Annotated in this window: 22 protein-coding genes; 12 read left to right on the top strand and 10 right to left on the bottom strand. The window is 74.2% G+C overall.

Annotated elements, in window-relative coordinates; all coding sequences use genetic code 11:
- Window positions 1-169 precede the first annotated feature (169 nt).
- From mobA to ACYVM4_RS08575, 3 genes are read left to right on the top strand one after another with little or no spacing between them, the layout of a single operon-like run.
- Complete coding sequence (mobA, locus tag ACYVM4_RS08585) at window positions 170-757, top strand: molybdenum cofactor guanylyltransferase (protein WP_460668246.1); 588 nt, start codon at window positions 170-172, stop codon at window positions 755-757.
- A gap of 39 nt (window positions 758-796) precedes the next feature.
- Window positions 797-1,093, top strand: a complete 297-nt coding sequence (locus ACYVM4_RS08580; RefSeq protein ID WP_368822831.1) for a DUF6457 domain-containing protein — start codon at window positions 797-799, stop codon at window positions 1,091-1,093.
- A complete protein-coding gene (locus tag ACYVM4_RS08575; RefSeq protein WP_368822832.1) occupies window positions 1,093-2,460 on the top strand; it encodes a molybdopterin molybdotransferase MoeA in 1,368 nt (455 codons plus the stop codon). The genes ACYVM4_RS08580 and ACYVM4_RS08575 overlap by 1 nt, the downstream gene beginning before the upstream one ends.
- Window positions 2,461-2,613: 153 nt before the next feature.
- Here the strand turns inward: ACYVM4_RS08575 and ACYVM4_RS08570 are convergent, their stop codons facing one another.
- On the bottom strand, window positions 2,614-3,114 hold the full coding sequence (locus tag ACYVM4_RS08570) for a DUF456 domain-containing protein (protein WP_368822833.1): 501 nt from the start codon (window positions 3,112-3,114) through the stop codon (window positions 2,614-2,616).
- Between the two features lie 81 nt (window positions 3,115-3,195).
- Between ACYVM4_RS08570 and ACYVM4_RS08565 the strand changes: the two genes are divergently transcribed.
- Entirely contained in the window at window positions 3,196-3,804 is a 609-nt protein-coding gene (locus ACYVM4_RS08565) for a transglycosylase SLT domain-containing protein (protein WP_368822834.1), read from the top strand.
- 7 nt (window positions 3,805-3,811) lie between these two features.
- On the opposite strand, the gene ACYVM4_RS08560 is transcribed toward ACYVM4_RS08565, so the two are convergent.
- The 3 genes from ACYVM4_RS08560 to ACYVM4_RS08550 form a co-directional block, all read right to left on the bottom strand.
- Window positions 3,812-5,254, bottom strand: coding sequence for a phytoene desaturase family protein (locus tag ACYVM4_RS08560; protein ID WP_460668245.1), 1,443 nt, complete (start codon window positions 5,252-5,254; stop codon window positions 3,812-3,814).
- Between the two features lie 9 nt (window positions 5,255-5,263).
- The gene (locus ACYVM4_RS08555; RefSeq protein ID WP_460668244.1) at window positions 5,264-10,186 is read right to left on the bottom strand and encodes an NAD-glutamate dehydrogenase; all 4,923 of its coding nucleotides are present in this window, start codon (window positions 10,184-10,186) and stop codon (window positions 5,264-5,266) included.
- Between the two features lie 134 nt (window positions 10,187-10,320).
- Window positions 10,321-10,899 (bottom strand): histidine phosphatase family protein, encoded by a 579-nt coding sequence (locus ACYVM4_RS08550; RefSeq protein ID WP_460668243.1) that lies wholly within the window; start codon window positions 10,897-10,899, stop codon window positions 10,321-10,323.
- Window positions 10,900-11,074: 175 nt separating this feature from the next.
- On the opposite strand from ACYVM4_RS08550, the gene ACYVM4_RS08545 reads away from it, so the two are divergent.
- Window positions 11,075-12,457 (top strand): TIGR01777 family oxidoreductase, encoded by a 1,383-nt coding sequence (locus ACYVM4_RS08545; protein WP_460668242.1) that lies wholly within the window; start codon window positions 11,075-11,077, stop codon window positions 12,455-12,457.
- A gap of 124 nt (window positions 12,458-12,581) precedes the next feature.
- Here ACYVM4_RS08545 and ACYVM4_RS08540 read toward each other — a convergent pair whose 3' ends face one another.
- Window positions 12,582-14,828 (bottom strand): catalase, encoded by a 2,247-nt coding sequence (locus tag ACYVM4_RS08540; protein WP_460668241.1) that lies wholly within the window; start codon window positions 14,826-14,828, stop codon window positions 12,582-12,584.
- Window positions 14,829-15,054: 226 nt separating this feature from the next.
- The gene (locus ACYVM4_RS08535; RefSeq protein WP_460668240.1) at window positions 15,055-16,080 is read right to left on the bottom strand and encodes a YsnF/AvaK domain-containing protein; all 1,026 of its coding nucleotides are present in this window, start codon (window positions 16,078-16,080) and stop codon (window positions 15,055-15,057) included.
- Between the two features lie 146 nt (window positions 16,081-16,226).
- On the opposite strand from ACYVM4_RS08535, the gene ACYVM4_RS08530 reads away from it, so the two are divergent.
- The 3 genes from ACYVM4_RS08530 to ACYVM4_RS08520 are packed head-to-tail and all read left to right on the top strand — an operon-like array spanning window position 16,227 to window position 18,170.
- Window positions 16,227-16,490, top strand: a complete 264-nt coding sequence (locus ACYVM4_RS08530; protein WP_368822840.1) for a PLDc N-terminal domain-containing protein — start codon at window positions 16,227-16,229, stop codon at window positions 16,488-16,490.
- A 43-nt stretch (window positions 16,491-16,533) separates the two neighbouring features.
- Entirely contained in the window at window positions 16,534-17,217 is a 684-nt protein-coding gene (locus ACYVM4_RS08525) for a tetratricopeptide repeat protein (protein ID WP_368822841.1), read from the top strand.
- Entirely contained in the window at window positions 17,214-18,170 is a 957-nt protein-coding gene (locus ACYVM4_RS08520) for an aldo/keto reductase (protein WP_460668239.1), read from the top strand. The genes ACYVM4_RS08525 and ACYVM4_RS08520 overlap by 4 nt, the downstream gene beginning before the upstream one ends.
- Window positions 18,171-18,185: 15 nt before the next feature.
- Here the strand turns inward: ACYVM4_RS08520 and ACYVM4_RS08515 are convergent, their stop codons facing one another.
- Window positions 18,186-18,956 (bottom strand): IclR family transcriptional regulator, encoded by a 771-nt coding sequence (locus ACYVM4_RS08515; RefSeq protein ID WP_460668238.1) that lies wholly within the window; start codon window positions 18,954-18,956, stop codon window positions 18,186-18,188.
- A gap of 172 nt (window positions 18,957-19,128) precedes the next feature.
- On the opposite strand from ACYVM4_RS08515, the gene ACYVM4_RS08510 reads away from it, so the two are divergent.
- Window positions 19,129-19,305, top strand: a complete 177-nt coding sequence (locus ACYVM4_RS08510) for a hypothetical protein (RefSeq protein WP_460668237.1) — start codon at window positions 19,129-19,131, stop codon at window positions 19,303-19,305.
- The gene (locus tag ACYVM4_RS08505) at window positions 19,305-21,170 is read left to right on the top strand and encodes a bifunctional sugar phosphate isomerase/epimerase/4-hydroxyphenylpyruvate dioxygenase family protein (RefSeq protein WP_460668236.1); all 1,866 of its coding nucleotides are present in this window, start codon (window positions 19,305-19,307) and stop codon (window positions 21,168-21,170) included. The genes ACYVM4_RS08510 and ACYVM4_RS08505 overlap by 1 nt, the downstream gene beginning before the upstream one ends.
- Before the next feature lie 26 nt (window positions 21,171-21,196).
- On the opposite strand, the gene ACYVM4_RS08500 is transcribed toward ACYVM4_RS08505, so the two are convergent.
- Window positions 21,197-21,670, bottom strand: coding sequence for an acyl-CoA thioesterase (locus tag ACYVM4_RS08500; RefSeq protein WP_368822847.1), 474 nt, complete (start codon window positions 21,668-21,670; stop codon window positions 21,197-21,199).
- 198 nt (window positions 21,671-21,868) lie between these two features.
- Between ACYVM4_RS08500 and ACYVM4_RS08495 the strand changes: the two genes are divergently transcribed.
- Window positions 21,869-22,522 carry a YdcF family protein gene (locus tag ACYVM4_RS08495; RefSeq protein ID WP_368822848.1) on the top strand — a complete coding sequence of 218 codons (654 nt, stop codon included), beginning with the start codon at window positions 21,869-21,871 and terminating at the stop codon, window positions 22,520-22,522.
- 15 nt (window positions 22,523-22,537) lie between these two features.
- Here the strand turns inward: ACYVM4_RS08495 and ACYVM4_RS08490 are convergent, their stop codons facing one another.
- On the bottom strand, window positions 22,538-22,789 hold the full coding sequence (locus ACYVM4_RS08490) for a hypothetical protein (protein ID WP_460668235.1): 252 nt from the start codon (window positions 22,787-22,789) through the stop codon (window positions 22,538-22,540).
- A 45-nt stretch (window positions 22,790-22,834) separates the two neighbouring features.
- Between ACYVM4_RS08490 and ACYVM4_RS08485 the strand changes: the two genes are divergently transcribed.
- The gene (locus tag ACYVM4_RS08485) at window positions 22,835-23,122 is read left to right on the top strand and encodes a hypothetical protein (protein ID WP_368822850.1); all 288 of its coding nucleotides are present in this window, start codon (window positions 22,835-22,837) and stop codon (window positions 23,120-23,122) included.
- A gap of 25 nt (window positions 23,123-23,147) precedes the next feature.
- On the opposite strand, the gene ACYVM4_RS08480 is transcribed toward ACYVM4_RS08485, so the two are convergent.
- A complete protein-coding gene (locus ACYVM4_RS08480) occupies window positions 23,148-23,906 on the bottom strand; it encodes an alpha/beta fold hydrolase (RefSeq protein ID WP_368822851.1) in 759 nt (252 codons plus the stop codon).
- Window positions 23,907-24,069 lie beyond the last annotated feature (163 nt).

The following is a 24,069-nucleotide window of genomic DNA, read 5'->3' as shown; positions in this document are numbered from 1 at the left end:
CTGCTGGTCGCGCGGCACCCGCAGCCCCCGCCCGGTCAGCCGCCGCTGGCCCAGGTGCTGGCCCGGTCGAGCTTCCTGCTCGACGGGGTGGCCTGCCCCGACCCGGACACCACGGTCCCGGCCGACGCGGTGCTCGACGTCCTGCCGCCCTTCTCCGGCGGATGAGCGCGTGAGCACCCCGGCCCCGGTCTTCCACGCCGTCGTCCTGGCGGGCGGCCGCTCCGCCCGCCTGGGGGGCAGGCCCAAGGCCCGGCTGCGGCGGGCCGGGCGCACCCTGCTGCAGCTCACCCTGGACGCGGTCGGGGACGCGGCGGGCGTCGTCGTCGTCGGCCCCCCGGACCCGGTCGTCCCTGAGGGCGTGCTGCGCACCCGCGAGGACCCGCCGTTCTCCGGACCGGCCGCGGGCATCGCCGCCGGGCTGCGCGCCCTCGACGCGCTGCCCGCCGCCGGCTGGACCATGACGCTGGCGTGCGACATGCCCGGGGTGTCGCGGGCCGTTCCCCTCCTGCTGGAGGCCGCCCGGACCGGCGACGGCGCCGCCGGCTACGTGTCGGTCCCGCCCGGCGGCCACCGTCAGCCCCTCGCCGCCCTCTACCGCAGCGACGTGCTGCGCCGCGCGTTCGCGGGACAGGACGCCGCGGACCGGTCCGTGTTCTCCTTCGTGCGCGACCTCCCGCTCCGGGACGTCACCGTGCCCGAGGACGCCACCGCGGACGTCGATACGTGGGACGATGTGCACAGGCACCACCTGACCTGACCACGAACGGGCGGCTCCACCGCCCGGGAGGAGCGGCGCATGCCCAAGGACCTGAGCCCGTCCGAGAACGAGATCCTGGAGCGGTGGGTCGAGGCCGTACGCGGAGCCCTGGACGTCCCCGACGCCGAGCTCCCCCTGGACGCCGTGCTGGGCCTCACCGGCAGGATCGCCCACGGCACCGTCCGCCCGGCCGTCCCGCCCACCGCCTACCTGCTCGGCTACCACGTGGGCCGCGCCGCGGCCGCGGGCGAGGACGAGCACCGCGTCCTGGACCGTGCGCTGCAGACCGTCGGCGGCCTCGTCCCCGCCGCCCCCCGAACCCCCGAGGAGAACTGATGTCCGGACTGCCCCTGCCCCACGACACCAACAGCCCCTACACGCACGCGCTGCCCGTCATCGAGGACGACAGCGGCACGCCCGAGAGCGCCCCGGAGGAGGTCGAGACCGTCCACGACGCCGACTGGCACCGGGCCCGGCAGTTCTCCTACGAGATCGCCACGGCGCTGCCCAGCCACTGGCTGCCCCTGCAGGAGGCGCTCGGTGAGGTCCTGGCCGAGGACGTCACCGCTCCGATCCCGGTCCCGCACTACGCCTCCTCCGCCATGGACGGCTACGCCGTGGCCGGCCCCCAGCCGTGGACGGTGGTGTTCCCCGAGCCCGTGGAGACGGACCCCCGCAAGATGCTGACCATCCCGCCGAGGGATCTCTACCGCCCGGTGCTCAACCTGGAGCCGGGCGAGGCCACCCGCATCGTCACCGGCGGGCTCGTCCCGGCCGGGGCCCGGGCCGTGCTGCGCGACGAGTACGCGGACCTGTCCGAGGAGGGGACCGTGCTCAGGATCGCGGCCCACGCCCCCTCGGCCGAGGACATCCCCTACGGGCAGAACATCCGCCGCACCGGGGAGGAGGTCGCGGCCGGGGACGTCATCCTGCACGCCGAGTGCCTGCTCAACCCGGCGCACATCGCCTTCGCCGCCGTCAGCGGCCACGACATGCTCCCGGTCCGCCGCCGTCCGCGCGTGACCATCCTGCTCACCGGCAGCGAGGTGGTCGAGGACGGGATCCCCGAGCCCGGCCAGGTGCGGGACGCCTTCGGCCCCCAGCTGCCCACGTTCGTGGAGATGCTGGGCGGCTCCGTGGACCAGCTCCGGCGCGTCGAGGACACCGCCAAGGCGATGCTCTCCGCCCTGACCGAGGCGCCCTCCGGCATGGCGTCGGTGCTCGACGCCCGCACCGAGGTGGTCATCACCACCGGAGGGACCGGGCACTCCGACGCCGACCACGTCCGGTCGGCGCTCCAGGAGCTCGGGGCGGTCTTCCTGCTCGACGGCCTCGCCCAGCGCCCGGGCCACCCCACGTTCCTGGCGCGGCTGCCCGAGGACGGTCCCTTCGTGGTCGGCCTGCCCGGCAATCCGCTGGCCGCGATGACCAGCATCTTCACGGTGGCCCAGCCCCTGCTGGCCAAGCTGCACGGCGACCAGCCCCCGGCCACGCGCACCCTGCCCGCGGCCGAGGAGCTGCCGGGCCAGAAGGTCACCGCCCTGGTGCCCGGCTACCTCCGGGACGGGACGGTCTTCCCCCGGGACCGGGTCGGCGCGAACATGCTGCGCGGCCTCGCGCACGCGGACGTCATCGCCGTGGTCCCGCCGGGCGGCGTGGCCGCCGGGCAGGACGTCGAGGTGGTCCCCCTGCCCTGGCGCTGACGCGCCGCGGCACGCCGAGGGCCCGGACACCCGCTGCGGTGTCCGGGCCCTGCCCGTGCCGGGACCCGTCCCGGCACGGGCGCAGTCGCAGCCCCGGGCACAATCACGGCCCCGGGCTCGGTCGCGGGACCGGGCTCGGTCGCGGGACCGGGCTCAGGCCGTCGTGAAGAGGACCAGCGCGCCCAGCACGAACACCGTGGAGGCGGCGAGCGCGCACCCGAACTCCACGACGATCCCCAGGCCCGCCGCCTTGAGACCTGCCCAGCTGGAGTCCAGCGCCGCCCGGAGGTCCCGCTGACGGGCGGTCTCGCTCAGCAGCAGGCCCACGAAGAACCCCACGAAGATCCCGACCACCGGGATCACGAACAGCCCCACCACGGCGCCCGCCGCGGCGTAGACGAGGGAGCGGTTGGGGATCTGCCGGCGCTTGAGCCGGGTCCCGGTGAGCACGGCGCTCGCGGCCATCCCGGCGATCGCCAGCGCGGAGCCGACGGCCAGCACGGTCCAGCCCTCGACGGTCTGGACCGTGAAGGCCCAGACGAGCAGGCCGACCACGATCAGGACCGAGCCCGGCAGCACCGGCACGATGACGCCGAGGCACCCGACGACGAGCAGGGCGGCGGTGATGAGGGTAGCGATGATCTCGGCAGTCACGCCCTCATCGTAGGCGCTGGGGCGGGCTGTCCCCCCAAGAGGCCGCAGACCGGACGGACGGTGCCTCCTAGCCTGGAACGGATGGCCACCACCGTCCTGGACCCCGCGCGCCCCGGCACCGAGGAACTCGCCCCGCGCGGTTCCCCGTGGTTCCTGCTGGCCTCCGTGGTGCTGCTCCTGATCGGCGCCGCCGGACTCTTCCACGCCAACACCTCCGGGTGCTGCGAGGCGTCCCTCGGCGGGGAGCCCAGCCGCGCCGTCCCGGTCCCGGAGCCGTGGGGCGACGACGTCCTGGCCGCCGCCGAGCTCTCCGGGCTCCCGCCCGAGATCGTGGCCGCCCAGCTGGACGTCGAGAGCCGGTGGGACCCGCAGGCCGTCAGCCCCGCCGGGGCGCAGGGCCTGGCCCAGTTCATGCCCGACACGTGGAAGCGCTACGGCCGGGGCGACCCCTTCGACCCGCGGGCGGCCATCCGCGCCCAGGGCATCTACCTCAAGGACCTGCGCCGCATGGTGCAGGAGCTGGCGCCCGCCTCGGCCCAGGAGGAGATCGACCTGGTGCTCGCCGCCTACAACGCCGGGCCCACGGCGGTCCTGCGGCACGGCGGGATCCCCCCGTTCGCGGAGACCCGGGGCTACGTGGCGCAGATCCGCGAGCTCGCGGCCACGAAGTACGCCGGGGCCGGCGCCTGAGCCCTCGTCAGCCGGCGGGCCGCCGGCTCCTCGCGAGGCCCCGCAGCGCTCTGCGGGCCGCGTGGTACCCGGCCATGCCGTGCACCCCGCCGCCCGGTGGGGTCGACGACGAGCACAGCCAGACGCCCGGCACGCCGGTTGCGTAGGGGTCGGCCTGCACGGCCGGCCGGAACACCTGCTGCAGCCCGTCCAGGGCGCCGCCGCCGATGTCCCCGCCCACGAGGTTCGCGTTCCACGCCTCCAGCCCGGCCGGCGAGGTGTCCACACGCTCGCGGACCCGGTCGCGGACCCCGGGGGCGAAGCGCTCGAGCTGCTGGAGCACCCGCTCCCCCGCCCGGGGGTCGTCGCACCCGTGGGGGACGTGGGCGTAGGCCCACAGCACCTGCCGGCCCACCGGCGCCCGGGACGGGTCGGCGGCCCCCTGCTGGGCCACGAGCACGAACGGGCGCTCCGGCAGCCGGCCCGCCCGGGCCTGCTGCTCCGCGGCGCCGATCTCGGCGAGCGTCCCGCCCACGTGCACGGTCCCGGCCTCGGCCACCTGCGGGTCCCGCCACGGCACGGGGCCGTCCAGCAGCAGGTCCACCTTGTAGGAGGCCGTGCCGTAGCGCCACCGGGCGAGGGCCCGCCGGTACCGGTCCGGCAGCTCGAGCCCGCGCAGGCCCAGCACCTGCCGGGGCGTGAGGTCCAGGAGGACGACGTCGGCCGGGCGGACCTGGGCGAGGTCCGTCACCGGGGAGTGGACGAGCACCCGCCCGCCGTGCTCCTTGAGGTCGGCCACCAGGGCGTCCACGACGGCCTGGGACCCGCCGCGCGCGACCGGCCACCCCGTGGCGTGGGCGGCGGCGCCGAACAGCGTCCCGAACGCGGAGGTCAGGACGTGCCGCGGGGGCAGCACCGCGTGGGCGGCGGACCCGGCGAAGAGGCCCCGGGCCTGCTCGGTGCGGAACAGCGCCCGGGCCGTGGCCGCGGCGGGCCACGGCGCGCGCAGGCCGAAGGACGCCAGCGCCCGCGGGTGCTCGGGCACGCGCACGAGCGGGCCCAGCACCGACTGGACCGTCTCCTCCCAGCGCTCCACCACGCCGCGGTGCAGCAGGGACCACGCCCGGCCGTCCGCGCCCAGCCCCTCCGCCGTGCGCTCGAGCGAGCGGTGGAGCAGGCCCGGCGGGCCGTCGTCGAGCGGGTGCGCGGCGACGACCGGCGGGTGCAGCCACTCGAGGCCGTGCCGGTGCAGGCCCAGCTGCGCGAACAGGGGGCTGGCCACGCCGAAGGGGTGGACGGCGGAGCCGAGGTCGACCACCGTGCCGGGGCCGAGCACGGCCGCGGAACGGGCCGCTCCCCCGGCCGCGCCCGCCGCCTCGTGGACCGTGACGTCGAGCCCCGCGCGGGCCAGCACCACGGCCGCGGCGAGCCCGTTGGGCCCCGAGCCGACGACCGCGGCCGTTCCCTGCACGGGGCCGTCCTACTCGACCAGGGCGCTGCGCATGGTCCGCAGCGCCACGGACAGGGACGCGAGCTCGGTGGACGCCTCGCCCGTGTCCTCGGCCTCGATCTCCCCCAGCACCTCGCGCAGCCGGGCCAGGCGGGACTCGTTGCTGGACTCCCAGGACTCCACCTTCTCCCGCGCGTCCTGCCCGGATGCCTCGAGCGCCTGGTCGGCGAGGGCCACCAGGGTCGCGTATACGTCCTCCCGCATGGACATCCGCGCGAGGTTCTCCCAGCGCGTGGTCTGCGGCAGGCCGGTGATGCGGTTGAGCAGGCTCTCGATGCGGTAGCGGTCGTAGAGCCGGAAGTAGACCTTGGCGATGGTCTTGATCTGCTCCTCGTCGAGCTCGCCGTCCTCGGTGACCGCCTCGCCGGAGGCGTGGGCGAGGCGGGCGACGTCGAGCAGCGCGAACGCGTCCAGCAGCTGCGACCACTCCGTGGCCAGCGGCCCGGGGACGCCCTGCCGCTCGGCGGCCTCCGCCCGCGAGTCGACCCGCTGCCGGGAGTCCTCCCCGAGCAGCCGGTCCTCGAGGAAGCGGATGTCCACGGTGGGCTTGTAGCGGTCGATGACCTCGGCGACCGGGTTGGCGGTCTCCTCCCGGTTGATGAGCCAGCGCACCACGCGGTCCAGCAGGCGGCGCATGTCCAGGAACATCCGGTCCCACATCTCGGTGGGCACGTCCGCGGGCAGCTCCCGGTGCTGGTGGGCGTAGCGGTCGATCTCGTAGATCTGCACGGCCGCCACGAACGCCCGGGCCACCTCCACGGGCCCGCACCCGGTCTCCTCCATCACCCGGTAGACGAAGGGGATGCCGCCGTAGTTGACCATCTGGTTGGCCACCATCGTGCAGATGATCTCGGCGCGCAGGGGGTGGGTGCCGACGAGCTCGCCGAAGCGCTGGGTGATCTGCTCCGGGAAGTAGGCCTCCAGGACCTCCTCGAACCACGGATCCTCGGCCAGGCCGCCGTCGACCAGGGCCTCCGAGAGCTGGATCTTGGCGTAGGCCGCCAGCACGGACAGCTCCGGGGACGTGAACCCCTGGCCGGCGCGGACCCGCTCGCGCAGCTGCTCGTCGGAGGGCAGGAACTCGATCTCCCGGTCGAGGTCGGCCTCCTCCTCGAGCCAGTGCGTGAAGCGGATGTAGGCCTCGTTGAGGGCCCGCACGCGCGCCCTCTCCGTGGTGAGCAGCACGTTCTGCGCCACGTTCGTCTCGAGCACGAGCCCGGCGACCTCGTCGGTCATGGCCTCGATGAAGCCGGCGCGCTCCTGCGCGGTGAGCTCCCCGGCCACGACCATGCGGTCCACGAGGATCTTGATGTTGACCTCGCGGTCGGAGGACTCCACACCGCCGGAGTTGTCGATCGCGTCCGTGTTGATCAGCACCCCGTTGAGCGCGGCCTCCACGCGGCCGAGCTGGGTGCAGCCCAGGTTGCCGCCCTCGGCGACGACCTTGACCCGCAGGTCCTGGCCGTCGACGCGGATGGTGTCGTTGGCCTTGTCCCCCACGTCCGTGGAGGTCTCCTGCGCCGACTTCACGTACGTGCCGATCCCGCCGTTGTACAGCAGGTCGGCGGGCGCCGTCAGGATCGCCCGCATCAGCTCGATCGGGGAGAGCTCCTCGACGCCGTCGTCGAGGTCGAGGGCCTCGCGGACCTGCGGGGAGATCGGCACGGACTTCGCGGTGCGCGAGTACACACCGCCGCCGGCCGAGATCTTCTCCGGGTCGTAGTCCTGCCACGAGGACCGGGGGCGGCCGAACAGCCGCTCGCGCTCGGCGTAGGAGACGGCCGGGTCGGGGTCGGGGTCGAGGAAGATGTCGCGGTGGTCGAACGCGGCGAGCAGCCGGATGTGCTCGGACAGCAGCATGCCGTTGCCGAACACGTCGCCGGACATGTCGCCCACGCCCACCACGGTGAAGTCCTCCGTCTGGGTGTCGACGCCCAGCGCGAAGAAGTGCCGCTTCACGGACTCCCACGCCCCCCGGGCGGTGATGCCCATGGCCTTGTGGTCGTAGCCCACCGAGCCGCCCGAGGCGAAGGCGTCCCCGAGCCAGAAGCCGTACTCCGCGGAGATCGCGTTGGCGGTGTCCGAGAAGGACGCCGTCCCCTTGTCCGCGGCCACCACCAGGTAGGAGTCCTGGCCGTCGCGGCGCACCACGTTCTCGGGGTGCACGACGACGTCCTGGCCGGACTCGTCCCGGACGAGGTTGTCGGTGATGTCCAGCAGGGAGGCGATGAACAGCTTGTACGCCTCCCGGCCCTCGGCCACCCAGGCGTCGCGGTCCACGGCCGGCTCCGGCAGCTGCTTGGGGTAGAACCCGCCCTTCGCCCCGTTGGGCACGATCACCGAGTTCTTCACCATCTGCGCCTTCACCAGGCCCAGGACCTCGGTGCGGAAGTCCTCGCGGCGGTCCGACCAGCGCAGGCCGCCGCGGGCCACCGGCCCGAAGCGCAGGTGCGTGCCCTCGACCCGTGGGGACCACACCCACACCTCGAACATGGGGTGCGGCAGCGGGGCCGTGCTGATCCGCCGGGGGTCCAGCTTGAACGCCATGGTGGGGCGGTGCCGGTACACGTTGGTGCGCAGGGTCGCGGCCATGATCTCGGCCAGCGCGCGCAGCAGCTTGTCGGCGTCCAGGGTGGGCACCTCGTCCAGGGCCTCGGTCAGCCGGCCGTGGGCGGCGTCGCGCTGGGAGCCGCGCACGGCGTCGTCGAGCGCCGGGTTGAAGCTCGCGTCGAAGAACTCGACCAGCGCCCGGGTGACCCGCGGGAACCCCAGGAGCGTGTCCGCGATGTAGTCGAACGAGTTGGGGTGCCCCAGCTGCAGGAGGTACCGGACGTAGGAGCGCAGCACGGCCACGGTCCGCCATGTCATGCGCTCCGTCAGGACCAGCCGGTTCAGGGAGTCCGACTCGGAGCCGTGGGACAGTACCGCGCACAGCGTGTCCTCGATGAGGTCCTCGGTCTTGGCGTCCTCCGGGCCGATCGCGTCCACGCCCTCCGGCAGCCGCACCCCGAAGTCGTAGAGCTGGAAGTGGCGGCCGTCGGCGGGGGTGACCTCGTACGGCTTCTGGTCCAGGACCGTCAGGCCCAGGTTCTGCAGCATCGGCAGCAGCTCGGTGAGGGACAGGGAGCGGGTGAGGTAGATGTTCAGCCGCACGCCCCCGGGGTCGTCGACGACGCGCACCTCCGCCGGGAAGTGCGGGTCCCGCCCCCACAGCTCCTCGCAGCGCTGGAGGTCCTCGACGGCCTCCTTGATCTCGTAGTCCGCCCGGTAGGCGTCCGGGAACGCCTCCGCCCAGTTCTCGGCGTGGGTCCGCGCGAGCTCCTCCGGGAAGTGCCGGTGGATTGCGCGCGCCAGCGCCTCGGACCAGGACCGCACCGCGGCCCGCAGCCGCGCCTCGAGGCCCGAGCGGTCGAAGGACTGCACCTGACCGGTGTACGGCAGCCGGATGCGGAAGAACAGGCGGGCGAGGGTCGAGGAGGAGAGCCGGGCGTCGAAGTCGATGGACTCGGCGTCGAACGTGCGCCGGAGCTCGGCCTCGATCCGCCCGCGCACCGACGTGTTGTACCGGTCGCGGGGCAGGAAGACGACGGCGGACATGAACCGGCCGAAGTGGTCCTGGCGCAGGAACAGGCGGGTCTGCCGCCGTTCGTCCAGGCCCATGACGCCGCGCATGATGTCGTAGAGCTCGTCCGCGGTCATGTGGAACAGCTCGTCGCGCGGGTAGTCCTCGATGTTGCCCATGAGGTCCCGGGCCGAGTGCGAGTCCTCGAGGAAGCCGAACCGCTCGGCGACGTCGGCCATCTTCTCCTTGATCAGCGGCGTCTCGCGGGCCGGCGTGTTGTAGGCGCGGCGGGTGAACAGCCCCAGCACGAGGTACTCGCCCACGATCCGGCCCTCGTCGTCGTACTTGGCGACGCCGATGTAGTCGAGGTACTCCCGGCGGTGGATCGACGAGCGGCGGTTGGCCTTCGTGATGAACAGCGTGCCGGCCTCGCGCGCGTGCTCCCGGCCGAGCCCGGTCAGGACCTGACGGTGCGGCTTGCGGTCGTGCTCGACGAGCAGGCCGAGGCCGGTGCCGGGGCGGCTGACCAGGGAGAGCCCGTCGCCGGAGTCCTCGAGGTCGTACTCCTTGAACCCCATGAGGATGAAGTTGCCCCGGACCAGCCAGCGCAGGAACTCCTGGGACGGTTCGACCAGGGGCGGGTGCCCACCCTCGGGCAGGTCCAGCTGCCGCAGCCGGTCCAGCTCGTCCGCGAGCTGCCCGACGCGCTCCTTGAGGTCCACCTGGTCGTCGTCGACCCGCTGGACGTCCTCGAGCAGGCTCGAGAGCCGGGCCACGAGCTCCTGGGCGGTCTCGTCCGAGATCTGCCGGGAGAGCTCCACGGAGATCCAGGACTCCACGACGTGCGTGGTGCCGCCGTCCGAGCGGAAGCCGGCCAGGCTCGGCAGCGCGGTGGTGTCGCCGCTGGAGCTGGCCGAGAAGTCCGGCACCTGCTGGAGCTGGCGCAGCTCGTGGGTCTCCGCGTCCCGGGCGGCCACGAGCACGGGGTGGATGAGCAGGCGGGCGCCGCCCCACTTGGCGGCGATCTCCGCGGACACGGTGCTCACGAGGTAGGGGACGTCCTCGGTGACCACGAAGACCACGGACGTCGAGTCCTCCTGGCGCACGCCCACGGCGATCTCCCGGGGCGCGCGGACCCGGGCCACCTCGTGGTGGTGGTCGGCCCGCTCGCGCAGCTGCTCCTCGGTGCGCGCGAGCAGGTCGTCCTGGGGCACGTGGCGGTAGTACTCGTTGATCCACGCCCGGTCCCCGGACCACTCGGGGGCCCGGGGGATCACCCGGAGCGCCTCGGTCCGGTCCTCGTCGGGGATCGTGTACTGGTCAGAGGCCACAGCCGCATCACGCCTTCGTCGCCGTGGACGGCCGGGGGCGCGTTCTGTGCGCCACCGTCGCCGCCGCAGGGGGTGGACGGCACCTCGTGGGACCGTCCCTGATGGCCTCAGCTTATTGAACGAAGCCGGGGCTGTCAGGGTGCGGTGGACTCCGACACGTCATCTCGCAGGCGCGCGGCGCCGAGGGCCTCCGTCCGCACGGGGACCACCTCGCAGTTGCGGATCCTGGGATGGGCCTCCCCGTTGAGCTCGGAGACCGTCAGGCGGATGAGCGAGCCGTGCGCCACGACGAGCACACTGCGCCCGGGGTGGTCGTCGCGGATCCGGCGCAGGGCCGACAGACCGCGGCGGGCGACCGCCTCCGCCGGCTCCCCGGCGGAGAGGACCCGCTCCCGCTCGGGCCCCTCGAGGCCGGCCAGGCGCGAGCCCTCGTGCGGGCCGAAGCCGCGCTCCACGAGCTCGTCGTAGGTCGCCGCGAGCTCGAGGCCCAGTACCGCGCCGATGATCCGTGCGGTCTCCACGGCCCGGCCGAGCGGCGAGGAGACCAGCACGTCCCAGCCGAGGGCCTCGGCGTGCAGGTGCCGGGCGACGGCCCGGGCCTGCTCCCGCCCGGCGTCGTTGAGCGGGACGTCCGTGGCGCCCTGGAGCCTCTCCTCGAGGTTCCAGTCGGTCTGGCCGTGGCGGATGAGCACGATGCGTCCGGGGGTGTTCACGTCCCCCACTCTGGGCGACGGCCCGCCCGGGGGCAAGCGGAGCCGTGGGAGCCCTGTCCGCGGGCCGTGGTTCCGCACCGCGCCGCGACCGCCGCCGGCCACCGGGGCGAGGACACGGACGGCGCCCGGCCCGAGGTCCTGGACGAACCGGGGCAATGCGGGTTGAGTGGCACGCATGACCACCTTCACGTTCAGCTCCCGCGTGCCCCACCCCGTCGAGGACGTCTTCGCCTGGCACACCCGCCCGGGGGCGCTCACCCGGCTGACGCCCGCGTGGACGGGCTCCGTGGTGGAGGAGTCCTCGCCCCCGCTGCGGGACGGGACGCGGTCCCGGCTCCGGGTCGCCGTGCCGGGCACCTACGGGCTGGCCTCGGTGCCCTGGACCGCGGAGCACCACGGCTTCGTCCCGGGCCGGGAGTTCCGGGACCGGATGGTGAAGGGCCCGCTCGCCTCCTGGGAGCACCAGCACCGGTTCGACGACGACGGGCACGGCGGCACCGTGGTCACCGACACCGTGGAGTACGCGGCGCTGCCGGGCAGCAGGGCGTTCGGGGACCGGCTAATGAGCCCCGCGCTGGGACGCCAGTTCGAGGCCCGCTCCCGGCGGCTGGCCGCCGACCTCGACCTCCTCGGCCGCTACCCCGGCCGGCCCCTGACCGTCGCCGTCACGGGGGCCTCCGGCACCATCGGCGTGCAGCTGGCCGCGCTGCTGGGCACCGGCGGCCACACGGTCCGGCGCTTCGTGCGCCGCGAGGCGCGCACCCCCCTCGAGATCTCGTGGGACCCGGCGGCCGGGGAGCTGGACCCCGCCGCGCTGCGGGGTGTGGACGTCGTGGTGAACCTGGCCGGGCGCAGCATCGGCGGGCGGCTCACGGACTCGACGAAGCAGCAGATCCACGACTCGCGGGTGCTCGGCACCCGGCTGCTCGTCCGGGCCCTCACCGCGCTCGGCGACCAGGCCCCCTCCGCGCTGATCAACGGCTCCGCGATCGGGTACTACGGGGCCGACACGCACGGGGAGACCGTCACGGAGAAGTCCGCGCCGGGCGACGACTTCCTCGCCGGGGTCTGCACGGCGTGGGAGCAGGCCGCCCAGGAGGCCGAGGCCATCGGCACCCGCGTGGTCACGGTGCGCACCGGGGTGGTGCAGAGCCCCGCCGGCGGCGCCCTCAAGGCCCAGCTGCCCCTGTTCCTCGCGGGGCTGGGCGGACGGCTCGGCTCCGGGGAGCAGTGGCTGAGCTGGATCTCGCTGGACGACGCGGTGGGCCTGTTCGCCCACGCGGTGCTCTCCCCCGGCCTGCACGGGCCCGTCAACGCCGTGGCCCCGATGCCGGTGACGGGCCGCGACTACGCCCGGACCCTCGGCAAGGTCCTGGGCCGGCCGGCGCTGCTGCCCACCCCGGGGTTCGGGCCGAAGCTCGTGCTCGGGTCCGAGGGCGCCGAGCTGATGGCGCTCGCGGACCAGCGGGTCTCGGCGGACCGGGCCATCGACCGGGGCTACCGGTTCCGCCACCCCGACCTCGGCTCGGCGCTGCGGGAGGAGCTGGGCCGCTTCTGACCTGCTCCCGCACCGCCCGCCACGACGTCCCCGACCGCCGAGGTCACCGCTCCTGCCCTGGGCCGACCGCGGATCGGCGGTGGCCCCGGGCAGGAGCGGCGACCTCGTGGAGGGGAGGTGGCGGTCAAAGGCGGCCGGAGACCGGGAACCGCTCCCAGGCGCGGTGGCTCTTCATGAGCGTGACCACCTGCTCGACCACGGCGGCGGCGTCCTTGCCGGAGACCACGCCGGGCGCGCCCTCGGGCAGGCCCGCCGCGGCGAGCACCTGGCCCTTGGCGCCCCAGGTGCCGATGGCCTTGGCCTGGCGGAACACCTCGCCGAGGAGCAGGTGCACGCGCGGGTCCACGCCGCCGGGGGTGACGGCTCCGGCCTTCGCGTCGAGGCCCTGCTGGGCGTCCGGGGCCGGCGGGACGGCACCGGCCACGAGCACCGAGTCGAACTCGACGGAGCGCGCCGTGAGGTAGGTCCGGTGGGCCACGACCTTCCCGCCGCGCCCGACCGGCCCGCCGTGCGGGGCGATGACCAGCGGCACCATCCCGGCGTCGTCGATCGCGGAGACCACGGCCACGAGGTCGTTCTCGTCGGGGTCAGGACCCACCACGATGCCCACCTGGCGGCCGTCGAGGGGCCACTGCCCGCCGACCTGGGACAGGGCCGGACTGGGCTGGATCTTCCCGTGCTTGACGGTCGGTCCCGGCGCCGGCAGGCCCAGTCCCCGGGCGACTGCGGCGCACAGCTTCTCGTCGATGTTGGCCAGGGCCTGCAGCTGGCGCTCCTTGACCGACTGCTCCCAGCACTTGCCGAGCTCGAAGGTGTACGCCTGCGCGATGTGCTCCTTCTCGACGTCGCTCATCGACAGCCAGAACAGGCGGGTCTGGCTGTAGTGGTCCTCGAAGGTCGCGGGGTTCCCGCGCTCCTTGACCGACTCCGCGACCGGGGCCGGGTGGTCGATGAAGGGGCGGGCCGGCTCGTCGGCGGGGAAGGGGTTGTTCCCGTCCAGCGAGTTCGGGTGGTAGGGCGCGACGCCGGAGTGCACGGCGGTCTGGTGCATCCCGTCCCGGAGCATGTCGTTGACGGGGGCGTGCGGGCGGTTGATCGGCAGCTGGGTCCAGTTGGGCCCGCCCAGCCGGCTGAGCTGGGTGTCCAGGTAGGAGAACAGCCGGCCCTGCAGCAGCGGGTCGTTGGTGACGTCGATGCCGCGGACCAGGTTGTTGGGGTTGAAGGCGACCTGCTCGGTCTCGGCGAAGTAGTTCGACGGGTTGCGGTTGAGCGTCATCAGTCCGACCGGCTCGACGGGCGCGAGCTCCTCCGGGACGAACTTCGTGGGGTCGAGCAGGTCGATGCCCTCGAACATCTGCTCCTCGTTGTCCTCGAAGACCTGCACGCCGAGCTCCCACTCGGGGTGGGCGCCCGCCTCGATGGCGTCCGCGAGGTCCCGGCGGTGCACGTCGGGGTCCATGCCCATCGCGATCTGCGCCTCCTCCCACAGCACGGAGTGCACGCCGAGCTTCGGCTTCCAGTGGAACTTCACGAGCACGCTGCGCCCGGCGTCGTCGACGAGCCGGAACGTGTGGACGCCGAAGCCCTCCATCGTGCGGTAGGACCGGGGGATGCCGCGGTCCGACATGTTCCAGATCGTGTGGTGCTGCGCCTCGGTGTGCAGGGAGACGAAGTCCCAGAAGGTGTCGTGGGCGGACTGCGCCTGCGGGATCTCCCGGTCCGGGTGGGGCTTGGCAGCGTGGACGACGTCCGGGAACTTGATGGCGTCCTGGATGAAGAACACGGGGATGTTGTTGCCCACCAGGTCCCAGGTGCCCTCGGAGGTGTAGAACTTCGTGGCGAAGCCGCGGGTGTCCCGGGCGAGGTCGGCGGAGCCGCGGGAGCCGAGCACGGTGGAGAAGCGCACGAAGACCGGGGTCTCGACGTCCTTGCCGAACACGGCGGCGGAGGAGATCCTGCTCGCGGTGCCGTAGGAGCGGAACACGCCGTGGGCGCCGGCGCCGCGGGCGTGCACCACGCGCTCCGGGATGCGCTCGTGGTCGAAGTGGCTGATCTTTTCCCGGAAGTGGTGGTCCTGCAGGAGCACGGGTCCCCGCCGGCCCGCCTTCAGGGAGTGGTCGGTGTCGCCGCGCCGGGAGCCGTGGGCGGTGGTCAGGTGCTCCCCGCCCTGGGCGTTGAGGGTGGGGTCGATCCCCGTGTCCTGGCCCGTGGGGCTCACGGGCTCGGGCGTGCCCTGGTCCGGCTTGGGCGGCAGCGGCGGGCGGGGCGCGGTGGGCTCCGCGACCGGGGCGGTCTCGCTCCCGGGGACGCCGGGAGCCATGGGCGCCTGCCCCTCGACCTTCTGCCGCATCCTGTTCAGCCTCTTGCGCATGGTGGACCTCCCGGTCGTCGAAATGTGGTCGACACCGGCCGGCCCCGGCCCGCACGGACCGGAACGACCAGCTCACTTGCCATTACTTCACTCCCGTGAGGCGGGGCACAAGCCCCGGGCGCGGCCTCCGCGCTGGGTGAACAGGCGCCGGCCGCGCAGCGGGACGTCCCACGGCGGCGCGACGGACCCCCTCGACCGTGGGGCCGAGGGGGTCCGGGACGGGGGCTCAGTCCTCCTCGACGTCGATCCGCTCCTGGCGCACGGTCTCCTCGACGACCTCGGTGCGCTCCGTGCGGCGCACGACCAGGCGCACCCGCTCGTACGGCACGCGCACCGTCTGCACCACGGGCACCTCGCGGTAGAGGATGACCTCGTCCTCCCCCACCGGCAGCTCCCGGCCGGCGAGGAACGCCTCGCGCTCCTCCTCGGTGACGGGCGTGCGGACCTCCTCGACGTCCTCGGACGCCAGGGTCTGCTCCGCGCGCACCGGCTCCTCCACCACGTACTTGCGCAGCCGGGCCCGTCCGGACTCGACCCGTTCCGTCCCGACCCGCAGCCGCTCCTCGTGCCGGACCACGGACGGGCTCTCTCCCGGGTGCTCACCGCGCCCGTTCCCGGCGGTCCCGAGGTCGCCGGTCCCGTCCCCGGCGACGTGGCGGCCGGCGCCGCGCTCCGCCGTGGCCCGGTCCGTGGCGCCCGGAGCCGTCTCGTCCCGGTCCCCGGCGGCCCGGCCGTTGCTGTCCCGGACGGCGCTGTCCCGGACGGCGCTGTCCCGGACGGCGCTGTCCCGGACGGCGCTGTCCCGGCCGGTCCTCTCCTGGTCGAAGGCCTGTCCGCCGGCGCCGGACACGTCGCCGCGCCGGTCGTCGCGCTCCTCGTCGCCGACGCTCTCGCGGCCGTGGCCGGCCGTGGCGTCCGCCCCGGTCAGCGACTCGCCCGTCTCGCGCACGTTCGAGCCGTCGTCGCGGCCGGAGTCGTCGCCGTGACGCACGGCGTCGTCGTCCCCGGCGTCGATGTTGTAGGCGGGGGCCCCGCCGCGCGGGTCGCGCGTGTCGGTGGCGCCCGATGTCGCGGAGCCGCCGATGTCGCCGTCCTCCCGCCCGTAGGCATTGTGGTCCCAGAGCTCGGTCGCCGAGCTGGGCGGGTGGCGCTCCACCCCGGTGTCGTCCGTGTCCCTCCCGCCGGCGGGCCCGGCGGTGGGCTCCTCGTGGGCGGATTCCTGGTCGTACGGACGGTCGTCGGAGGTGGACATCGTGGACTCTCCTCGGGGTTGCAGTCGACATGCACATTTTATCAGCGTGCTGAGCGGTGGCGCAGCCCACTCTACGGGGGACCGGAGACCGGCACGCCCCGGCGCCCGCCCTTGTCCGCCCGCTCCCGCGGTGCGAGGATCGATGCATGAGCACCTGGACCGTCCTCGCGGCCGGCGGCGCCGAGGCCGTGCGGACGGGGGCGTGGGAGAGCGGTGCGACGGTGGCCGGAGCGGTCGTCGTCGTGCTGATGGTCGCCGCCTCGGTCTCCCTGCTGCGCAGCCCGGCCCTGGACCCCGTGCTGCGCCTGCTGTGGCTGCTCGTGATCCTCGCGTTCCCCGTCGCCGGCGCGGGGCTGTGGTTCGTGCTGGGCCGCCGGGCCCCGCGCCCGCAGGACCCGCACCCCGCGTAGCACCCTGACGTCCCCGCAGGACCCGGCCGAGAAAGGAATCCGCATGAGCTACCCCCAGGACGGGCACGGGTTCTTCACCCGGGCCCTCGACGCCGAGGACCGCGGACGGCTCGACGAGGCCGAGACCGCCTACCAGCAGGCCATCGTCCTCTTCGAGGAGGAGGGCAACTCCCTCCAGGAGCAGGCCGCCTGCCACTACAACCTGGGCCACCTCTACCTCGGGATGAACCGCCCCGGCCGGGCCGTCACCGCCTACGAGAACGCCCTCGGGCTCTTCTGCCGCATTCCCGGCAGCGGCAAGCACCAGGCCCGCACGCACTTGATCCTGGGCAGCCTGCTGCTCGAGCTGGACCGCGCCCACGACGCCGAGGAGCACCTCCTCGACGCCCTGGGCCAGTACCTCGACGCCCCGCACGAGGCGCAGGACCAGGCGCAGTGCCACGTCAACCTGGGACGGGTGTACGAACTGGGCGAGCGTCACACCCAGGCCATCACCGCGTACAACCGGGCGCTGGACTTCTACCAGGAGACCGAGGCCACGACCACGGATCAGGCGGAGTGCTTCACCGCTCTGGGCCGGCTCTACGAGCACGCGGGCCGGATGAAGGAGTCCGGGGCCGCCTATGCGGCGGCCGCCCGCCTGCGCTGGGCCGCCGAGCAGCAGCGCCTGGAGCAGCAGAGTCCCACCCGGGACGCCGGAGTGCCCGAAGGAGAGGACCGCCCATGAGCTCGCGCCTGATCTACGGCTGCATGACCATCGGCGGGTCGTGGGACGACGCCCCGCTCAGCGCCGGGACCGTGGACCGCGCCCGGGCCGCCGTGCACGCCGCGCTGGACGCCGGCATCACGGACTTCGACCACGCCGACATCTACGCCCACGGGAAGTCCGAGGAGGTCTTCGGCGAGCTCCTCGCCGAGGACCCGCAGCTGGCGCGGAGGGTGACCCTGCAGACCAAGTGCGGGGTGCGCCTGCCGGGCAACACCGCCGCGCCCGGCGCGCCGACCCACTACCGGCTGGACCGGGACACGATCCGGAGCAGCCTCGAGGGATCCCTGCGCCGGCTTCGCGTGGACTCGGTGGAGCGGTTCATGCTGCACCGGCCGGACCCGCTGGCCGACCCGCGGGAGGTCGCCGGGACCCTGGACGCGCTGCGCAAGGAGGGGCTGATCCGCTCCGTGGGCCTGTCCAACATGTCGACCCGCCAGGTGTCCCGCTACCAGCAGGTGCTCACCACGCCCGTCACCGCGGTGCAGCTCGAGCTGAGCCTGCGGCACCGGAGCTTCGTGGAGCAGCAGATCCTGGCCAATCACCCGGAGGGCGCGGAGCACTCGTTCCCGGAGGGGCTCCTGGAGTACTGCGCGGCCGACGGCATCGAGGTGCAGGCGTGGGGCGCCCTGGCCCGTGGCCTGTACACCGGTGCGCCGATCCCGCCGGAGGACCAGCACGCCGCGGCCACCGCCGAGACGGTCCACCGGATCGCCTCGGCGCACGGCGCCTCCGGCGAGGCGGTGGTCCTCGCGTGGCTCATGAAGCACCCCGGCGGGATCCGCCCGGTGCTGGGGACCACGGACCCGGAGCGGATCGCCGCGTGCGCCGCGGCGGAGGAGCTCGCGTCCCGGCTGGGCCACGAGGACTGGTACGCCCTGCTCACCGCGGCGCGCGGCCAGTCCGTCCCCTGAGCCGGCGCCGGCCGCTCAGCCGGTGAGCCGCGCGCCCAGCTCCCCGGCCGCCTCCTGGAGGGCGGGCACCATGTCCACGAGGTCCTCCAGCCGGTGCCGGAACACCGGCGCGGACAGCGCGAGCGCGCCGACGCAGCCCCCGCCCGGCCGCAGGACGGGCACCGCCACGGCGACCATCCCCACGTCGTGCTCCTGGTCCTGGGTGGCCCAGCCCTCCCGTCGGACCCGCTCGATCCGCCGGCGCAGCTCGTCCCGGTCCCTGAGCGTGCCCGGGGTGCGCGGCTCGAGCTCGATCGCGCCGACGAGGTGCTCGCGCACGTCCTCCGGGGCGAACGCGAGCAGGCACAGCCCCAGGGCCGAGGAGTGCAGCGAGCCGCGGTAGCCGGGGTCGGAGGTGACCCGGAAGTCCGGCCCGTCCTCCTTGGCGAGGGTGTGGAAGCGGTCCCCGTCCAGGACGGCGAACAGGCAGGACTCCCCGGTGCGCTCGACCATCCGCCGCAGCACGGGCACGACCGTCCCGGTGATCCCGAGGCGCTGGGCCACGCTGTGGGCTGCGTGGAAGATCTTCAGGCCCAGGACGTAGCGCCTGTCCTCCTGCAGCTCGGCGAAACCGTCCCGGACGAGCGCGTTGAGCAGCCGGTACGTGGTGCTGAAGGGGTAGCCGCAGATCTTGGTGGCCTCGGCCGCGGTCAGCCCACCCGGGTGCTCCCCCAGCAGCTCCAGCAGCTGGAGGGCCTTGCCCACCATGTCCTGACGGGAGGCCCCCGCCGGCTCCGGGGCCGTCATCGGGGGCACCCGGCGCCGAGGACGGCGGTCCGGCTCGGTGTTCTCACGACGGTGCTCCGTTCACGCTGCGGTTGACATGTGGACCAGCTCACAGCAATCATGATCACACAACAGAAGCGATTCCCACAATATGAGAACATTGTCGTGCTGTGGGCCGATCCGAAGGACCTCCATGAGCTCAGCCGCGACGACCGCCGGGACCCCGGCCCCGCCGCCGCCCGGCCGGACGCCCCGCACGGCCGCACCGGCCGGCTGGATCTGCAGCGCCTTCGAATCCTACGACTCCGCGGAGCTGGTCGCCGCTGAGCCGGTAGCCGCCGAGCCGGCCGTCTCGGGGGCGGCACGCTGATGCGCACCTCGATCGCCACGGTCTGCCTCTCGGGCACCCTCGAGGAGAAGATGCACGCCGCCGCGGCCGCCGGGTTCGACGGGATCGAGGTCTTCGAGCAGGACCTGGTCGTCTCCCCCTCGTCCCCCGAGGAGATCCGGGGGCTCGCCGGGCAGCTGGGCCTGAGCCTGGACCTCTACCAGCCCTTCCGGGACTTCGACGCCGTGGGTCCGGAGCAGCTCGCCGCGAACCTGCGGCGCGCCGAGGCCAAGTTCCGGCTGATGAACCGGCTCGGCACGGACACCCTGCTCGTGTGCTCCAACGTGGCCACGGCGGAGGTCGACGACGACGAGGTCATGGCCGGGCAGCTGCGGCAGCTCGGCGGGCTCGCCGCGCGCCACGGTGTGCGGCTGGCCTACGAGGCGCTGGCGTGGGGGAGGTTCGTCAACGACTTCGAGCGCGCCCAGCGGATCGTGGACCTGGCCGACCACCCGAGCGTGGGGACCTGCCTCGACAGCTTCCACATCCTCTCCCGCGCGTGGGACCCGGCGCCCATCGAGGACATCGCGGCGGAGAAGATCTTCTTCGTGCAGCTGGCCGACGCCCCGCTGCTGAGCCTGGACGTCCTCTCCTGGTCCCGCCACCACCGGGTGTTCCCGGGGGAGGGCGACTTCGACATGGTGGGCTTCATGTCCCACCTGGTCCGCGCGGGCTACGACGGGCCCGTCTCCCTGGAGATCTTCAACGACGCCTTCCGCCAGGCCGACGTCAACCGCACCGCGGTGGACGGGCTGCGCTCCCTGCGCTGGCTCGAGGACCAGACCCGGCGGGCCCTGGCCGGGGAGCGGACCCGGGACACGCTCGAGCTCCAGGCGCTGCCCGCGGTCGAGGAGCCCAGCGGCCACGACTTCGTGGAGATCCGCACCGGGCGGCTCGGCGAGACCACCCGGCTCCTGCACCAGCTCGGCTTCGCCCTGGGCGGGCACCACCGGTCCAAGGAGAACGTGCAGGTGTGGGTGCAGGGACCGGTGCGGGTCGTCGTCAACGACGCGGTCCCGGACGGCTCCCCCACCGAGGTCGCCGCGCTCGGCTTCGACGTCGCCGACCCGGACGCCGCCGTCGAGCGCGCCACCCGGCTCGAGGCCCTGCCGGTGCCCCGCTCCCAGCGCGACGACGAGCAGGTGCTGCGCGGCGTGTTCGCCCCGGACGGCACGGAGATCTTCTTCTGCGAGCGCACGGCGGACGGGGTCCCGGCCTGGCTGGGCGAGTTCGGCGCGGACGACGAGCTCGACACCGGGGCCCTGGTCACCGGGGTGGACCACATCAACATGGCCCAGCCGTGGCAGCACTACGACGAGGCCGTCCTGTTCTACACCTCGGTGCTCGCCCTCGAGGCGCAGGCCTCGCAGGACGTCCCCGGGCCCTCGGGGCTGGTGCGCAGCCAGGTGATGCGCTCGGCCAACGGCGCGGTGCGGATGCCGCTCAACGTGGCCCCGACCGCCGCAGAGCAGGGCTCCTTCGTGGGCGCGGCCTACCCCGAGCACGTCGCGCTGTCCTGCACGGACGTCTTCGCCGTGGCCCGGCGGGCACGCCGGCGCGGGCTGCGGTTCCTGCCCGTGCCGCAGAACTACTACGAGGACCTCGACGCCCGCTTCGACCTCGACGCCGCGTTCGTGGCCTCCCTGCAGGAGCTGCACCTGCTCTACGACCGTGACTCCGAGGGCGAGTTCCTGCACTTCTACACGGAGACCCTGGGCACGGTGTTCTTCGAGGTGGTCGAGCGCCGCCACGGGTACTCCGGCTTCGGCGCGCCCAACGCCCCGGTCCGGCTCGCGGCGCAGTACCGGCGCTCGCAGGCGGCCCACCGGGCGCGCACGGAGGCCTGAGCGGCGCCGCGCCGGGGCGGTCCGGGTCAGCGGAAGACGCGCGGGCCCGTGTGCGGGGCGAGGAGCTCCTGCTGCTCCGCGGAGATGCGCAGCACCGTCCCGGTGGCGGGCACGAAGAACGCGAGCTGGGTCTCGGCCCGCACGCACGCCCGGCGCGAGACCACGTCGGTGATCTCGAAGCCCAGCGTCAGCGCCCCGCCGCGGGCGGAGACGACCCACACCAGGACCTCCACCGGCGTGTTGCGGTACTCGAGGGGGCGGAGGTACCTGATCCGGTTCTCGGTGATCAGCGCCTGTGTGCCCTCCGGCAGCGCGGAGAAGAACGGGATCAGCGGGGGCTCCACCTGGTCGCCGGTGCCCACGGGCACGCCCAGGGCAGCGATCCTCGCCTCCTCGAGCAGCCGCACGACCTCCACGTTGTTCACGTGCCCGTACGGGTCCATGTCGCCCCAGCGCATGGGCACCCGGCACAGCACACCGGACTGGTCCTCCACCGTCATGCGGTCCGTCCTCATCGGTCGTCGAACTGCCGTGCGCACGGCACGCCCGCGCGCACCGCACCGGCGTCCTACATCGTAGGCCCGTGCCACCCCGCCCGATCGGTCCCGTCGCGTCACACGGTGCCCGTGCCCCGTCGCGGGTGGGACAATGTCGGCTGACCCGGACTCCGTCCCCACGACCGCCGAGGAGCGGCCCCGATGCCCCGCAGCGCCCACAGCGCCCACAGCGCCCGCACCTCCCGCCGCTCCGCGTGGCCGGCCTGGGTGCTCGTCCCGGTGCTCGCCCTGGGCCTGGTCTGGCTGATCGCCGGCTGGGCGGTGTTCCAGCACCCCCGGACCGACGTCCCGGCGCGCTCGGACGCCCTCCTCGTCCTGGGTCCTCCGGACCGGACCCGCATGGCCGAGGCGCTGCGGCTCATGGACGCCGGGGTGGCGCCCGTGCTGGTCGTGGCCAACCCCGGCACCCGCGACCTCGGCGACGCCTCGGGCGAGGTGTACTACGCGCGGGCCGCGCAGACCTGCGCCGAGGACGAAGAGCAGGACTACGAGGTGATCTGCTTCCGCCCCGACCCCTCGACCACCCAGGGCGAGGCCATGGAGCTGCGCGCGCTCAGCGAGCAGCGGGGGTGGGAGCACGTCAGCGTGCTCACCTACCGTCAGCACGTCGCCCGGGCCCGCCTGCTGCTGGGTCGCTGCTACGCCGGGGAGCTGGACGTGCTCTCCTTCGATTACCCGGCCGTGCCGCGGGGGCCCCTGCGGGAGTTCGCCTACCAGTCCGGCGGCTTCGTGAAGGCCTGGCTCACCCCCGGCTGCGAGCAGCAGCTGCCGGGGCAGCCGAAGTCCGTGGACTGAGCGGAGCGGACCGCCTCAGCCGCCCCGGTCGGCGAGGTCGAGGACCCACTCGGCGGACCGGCGGCCGCCCTCGGAGGAGACCGTGTGGGCGTCGTCGCGCCCGGAGAGGACGTCCCCCGCGGAGGGCCGGGGCGCCCCCGGCCGGTGGGGGCCGCCTGAGGCGGCGATGCCGGCGACCCACGCGTCGGTCTCCACGCCGCGGTGCGCGTCCGCGGCCGTGCGGGCCCGCGCGGCGGCGACGGTGATGGGGTCCACGGGGTCGGTCATGGGCCCAGTCTTCCCCCGCCGTGGCCCGAGGGGAAGACTGGAGCCATGACCGACCTGCAGTGCCCGGCCACCGCCGTCCTCCTCGACGACGCAGCCTCTCCCCCGCCGTGGACCGCGCGCCTGCGCGTGGCCGAGCGGTTCACGGCCCGCGGCGCCGAGGAGCTGGTCTCGCTCGTCGAGGACTCCGCCGACCTGTTCCGCGGGGAGACCTTCGTGGTCGCCGCCCCCGCGGGTGACATCGAGGCGGCGCTGCGGCGGCGGGGCGTGGGCGGCCGGGCGCCCGTCGTCGTCGAGGTGGACTCCGCGGGGTGGCGGTCCGTGCCGGCCCCCTGACGCCCCGCTCCCCGACGGGGTCCGGTCAGGCTGGGCGCTCGAGCTCGTCGGCCACCCAGCCGTGCACGATGCCCGCGAAGGTGTGCGGGTCGGTGAGCACGCCCATGTGCGCGGTGTCCGTGACGATCCGCGTGACGTGGCGCTCCTCCGGGTCGAGGGCGTCGATCGCGGGGTCGTCGTCCCCCTGGACGAGCAGCACGGGCATCTCGGTGTGATCGAGCAGCAACGGCGTGCGGTCGGGCCGGTCCCGCATGGCCTCCAGCGCCCGGACCACGGCGTCCTCCGGCCAGTCCCGGGCCTGCCGGAGCGCGGCCTCGACGTCCTCCTCGCGGGCGTCCTCCCGGAACGTCCGGGGCATCTGCCGGTCCGCGTAGGCGGCGACGCCGTGCTCCCGCACGGCGTCGATCCCACGGTCCCGGCCGGCGCGGGCCGACGCGTCGTCGGCCTCGGTGGTGCTGTAGGCCAGGACGGCGTGGCTGATCCGGTCGGCGTGGCGCTCCAGGGCCGCCGCCAGCACGTAGCCGCCCAGCGAGTGCCCCACCCACACGCAGCGCTCGATCCCCTCGGCGTCGAGCACCTCGCACACCCGGTCCGCGTACGCCTCCAGGTCGGCGGCGCCCTCCGGGAGGTCGCCGCCGCCGACGCCCGGCAGGTCCACCGTGAGCACGTCGTGGAACGCCTCGAGCAGCGGCCGCGCCCGGTCCCACAGCCGCTGGGTGCACAGCAGCCCGGGGAGCAGCAGCAGGGTGGGCGCCCCCGAACCGGAGCGGGTGGATCGGAGCACGGCGCTGTCCTTCCGTCGGCGGAGTCCTGGCCGCCAGCCTACGGACCCGGGGGATCCGGTGTCGCCGGGTGCCCGCCGTGCAGTCCCCGGCACTGTGCTGTCCGGCCGGGACTCTAGTGTTTCCGCTGGTGAGGTCGACCTGACCCCACCGCACCGGAAATCC

This window comes from Kocuria himachalensis (genome assembly GCF_054784195.1).
Note: the sequence above shows the minus strand (reverse complement) of the source record. Positions and strands in the feature narration are given on the sequence as shown.

Excerpts from the sequence above, each read along its gene's own strand:
- ACYVM4_RS08500 (WP_368822847.1), bottom strand. The coding sequence starts at position 21,670 with ATGACGGTGGAGGACCAGTCCGGTGTGCTGTGCCGGGTGCCCATGCGC.
- ACYVM4_RS08505 (WP_460668236.1), top strand. The coding sequence starts at position 19,305 with ATGCGCACCTCGATCGCCACGGTCTGCCTCTCGGGCACCCTCGAGGAG.
- ACYVM4_RS08575 (WP_368822832.1), top strand. The coding sequence starts at position 1,093 with ATGTCCGGACTGCCCCTGCCCCACGACACCAACAGCCCCTACACGCAC.
- ACYVM4_RS08515 (WP_460668238.1), bottom strand. The coding sequence starts at position 18,956 with ATGACGGCCCCGGAGCCGGCGGGGGCCTCCCGTCAGGACATGGTGGGC.
- ACYVM4_RS08495 (WP_368822848.1), top strand. The coding sequence starts at position 21,869 with ATGCCCCGCAGCGCCCACAGCGCCCACAGCGCCCGCACCTCCCGCCGC.
- ACYVM4_RS08535 (WP_460668240.1), bottom strand. The coding sequence starts at position 16,080 with ATGTCCACCTCCGACGACCGTCCGTACGACCAGGAATCCGCCCACGAG.
- ACYVM4_RS08490 (WP_460668235.1), bottom strand. The coding sequence starts at position 22,789 with ATGACCGACCCCGTGGACCCCATCACCGTCGCCGCCGCGCGGGCCCGC.
- ACYVM4_RS08540 (WP_460668241.1), bottom strand. The coding sequence starts at position 14,828 with ATGCGCAAGAGGCTGAACAGGATGCGGCAGAAGGTCGAGGGGCAGGCG.
- ACYVM4_RS08525 (WP_368822841.1), top strand. The coding sequence starts at position 16,534 with ATGAGCTACCCCCAGGACGGGCACGGGTTCTTCACCCGGGCCCTCGAC.
- ACYVM4_RS08520 (WP_460668239.1), top strand. The coding sequence starts at position 17,214 with ATGAGCTCGCGCCTGATCTACGGCTGCATGACCATCGGCGGGTCGTGG.
- ACYVM4_RS08510 (WP_460668237.1), top strand. The coding sequence starts at position 19,129 with ATGAGCTCAGCCGCGACGACCGCCGGGACCCCGGCCCCGCCGCCGCCC.
- ACYVM4_RS08485 (WP_368822850.1), top strand. The coding sequence starts at position 22,835 with ATGACCGACCTGCAGTGCCCGGCCACCGCCGTCCTCCTCGACGACGCA.
- ACYVM4_RS08545 (WP_460668242.1), top strand. The coding sequence starts at position 11,075 with ATGACCACCTTCACGTTCAGCTCCCGCGTGCCCCACCCCGTCGAGGAC.
- ACYVM4_RS08580 (WP_368822831.1), top strand. The coding sequence starts at position 797 with ATGCCCAAGGACCTGAGCCCGTCCGAGAACGAGATCCTGGAGCGGTGG.
- ACYVM4_RS08565 (WP_368822834.1), top strand. The coding sequence starts at position 3,196 with ATGGCCACCACCGTCCTGGACCCCGCGCGCCCCGGCACCGAGGAACTC.
- ACYVM4_RS08530 (WP_368822840.1), top strand. The coding sequence starts at position 16,227 with ATGAGCACCTGGACCGTCCTCGCGGCCGGCGGCGCCGAGGCCGTGCGG.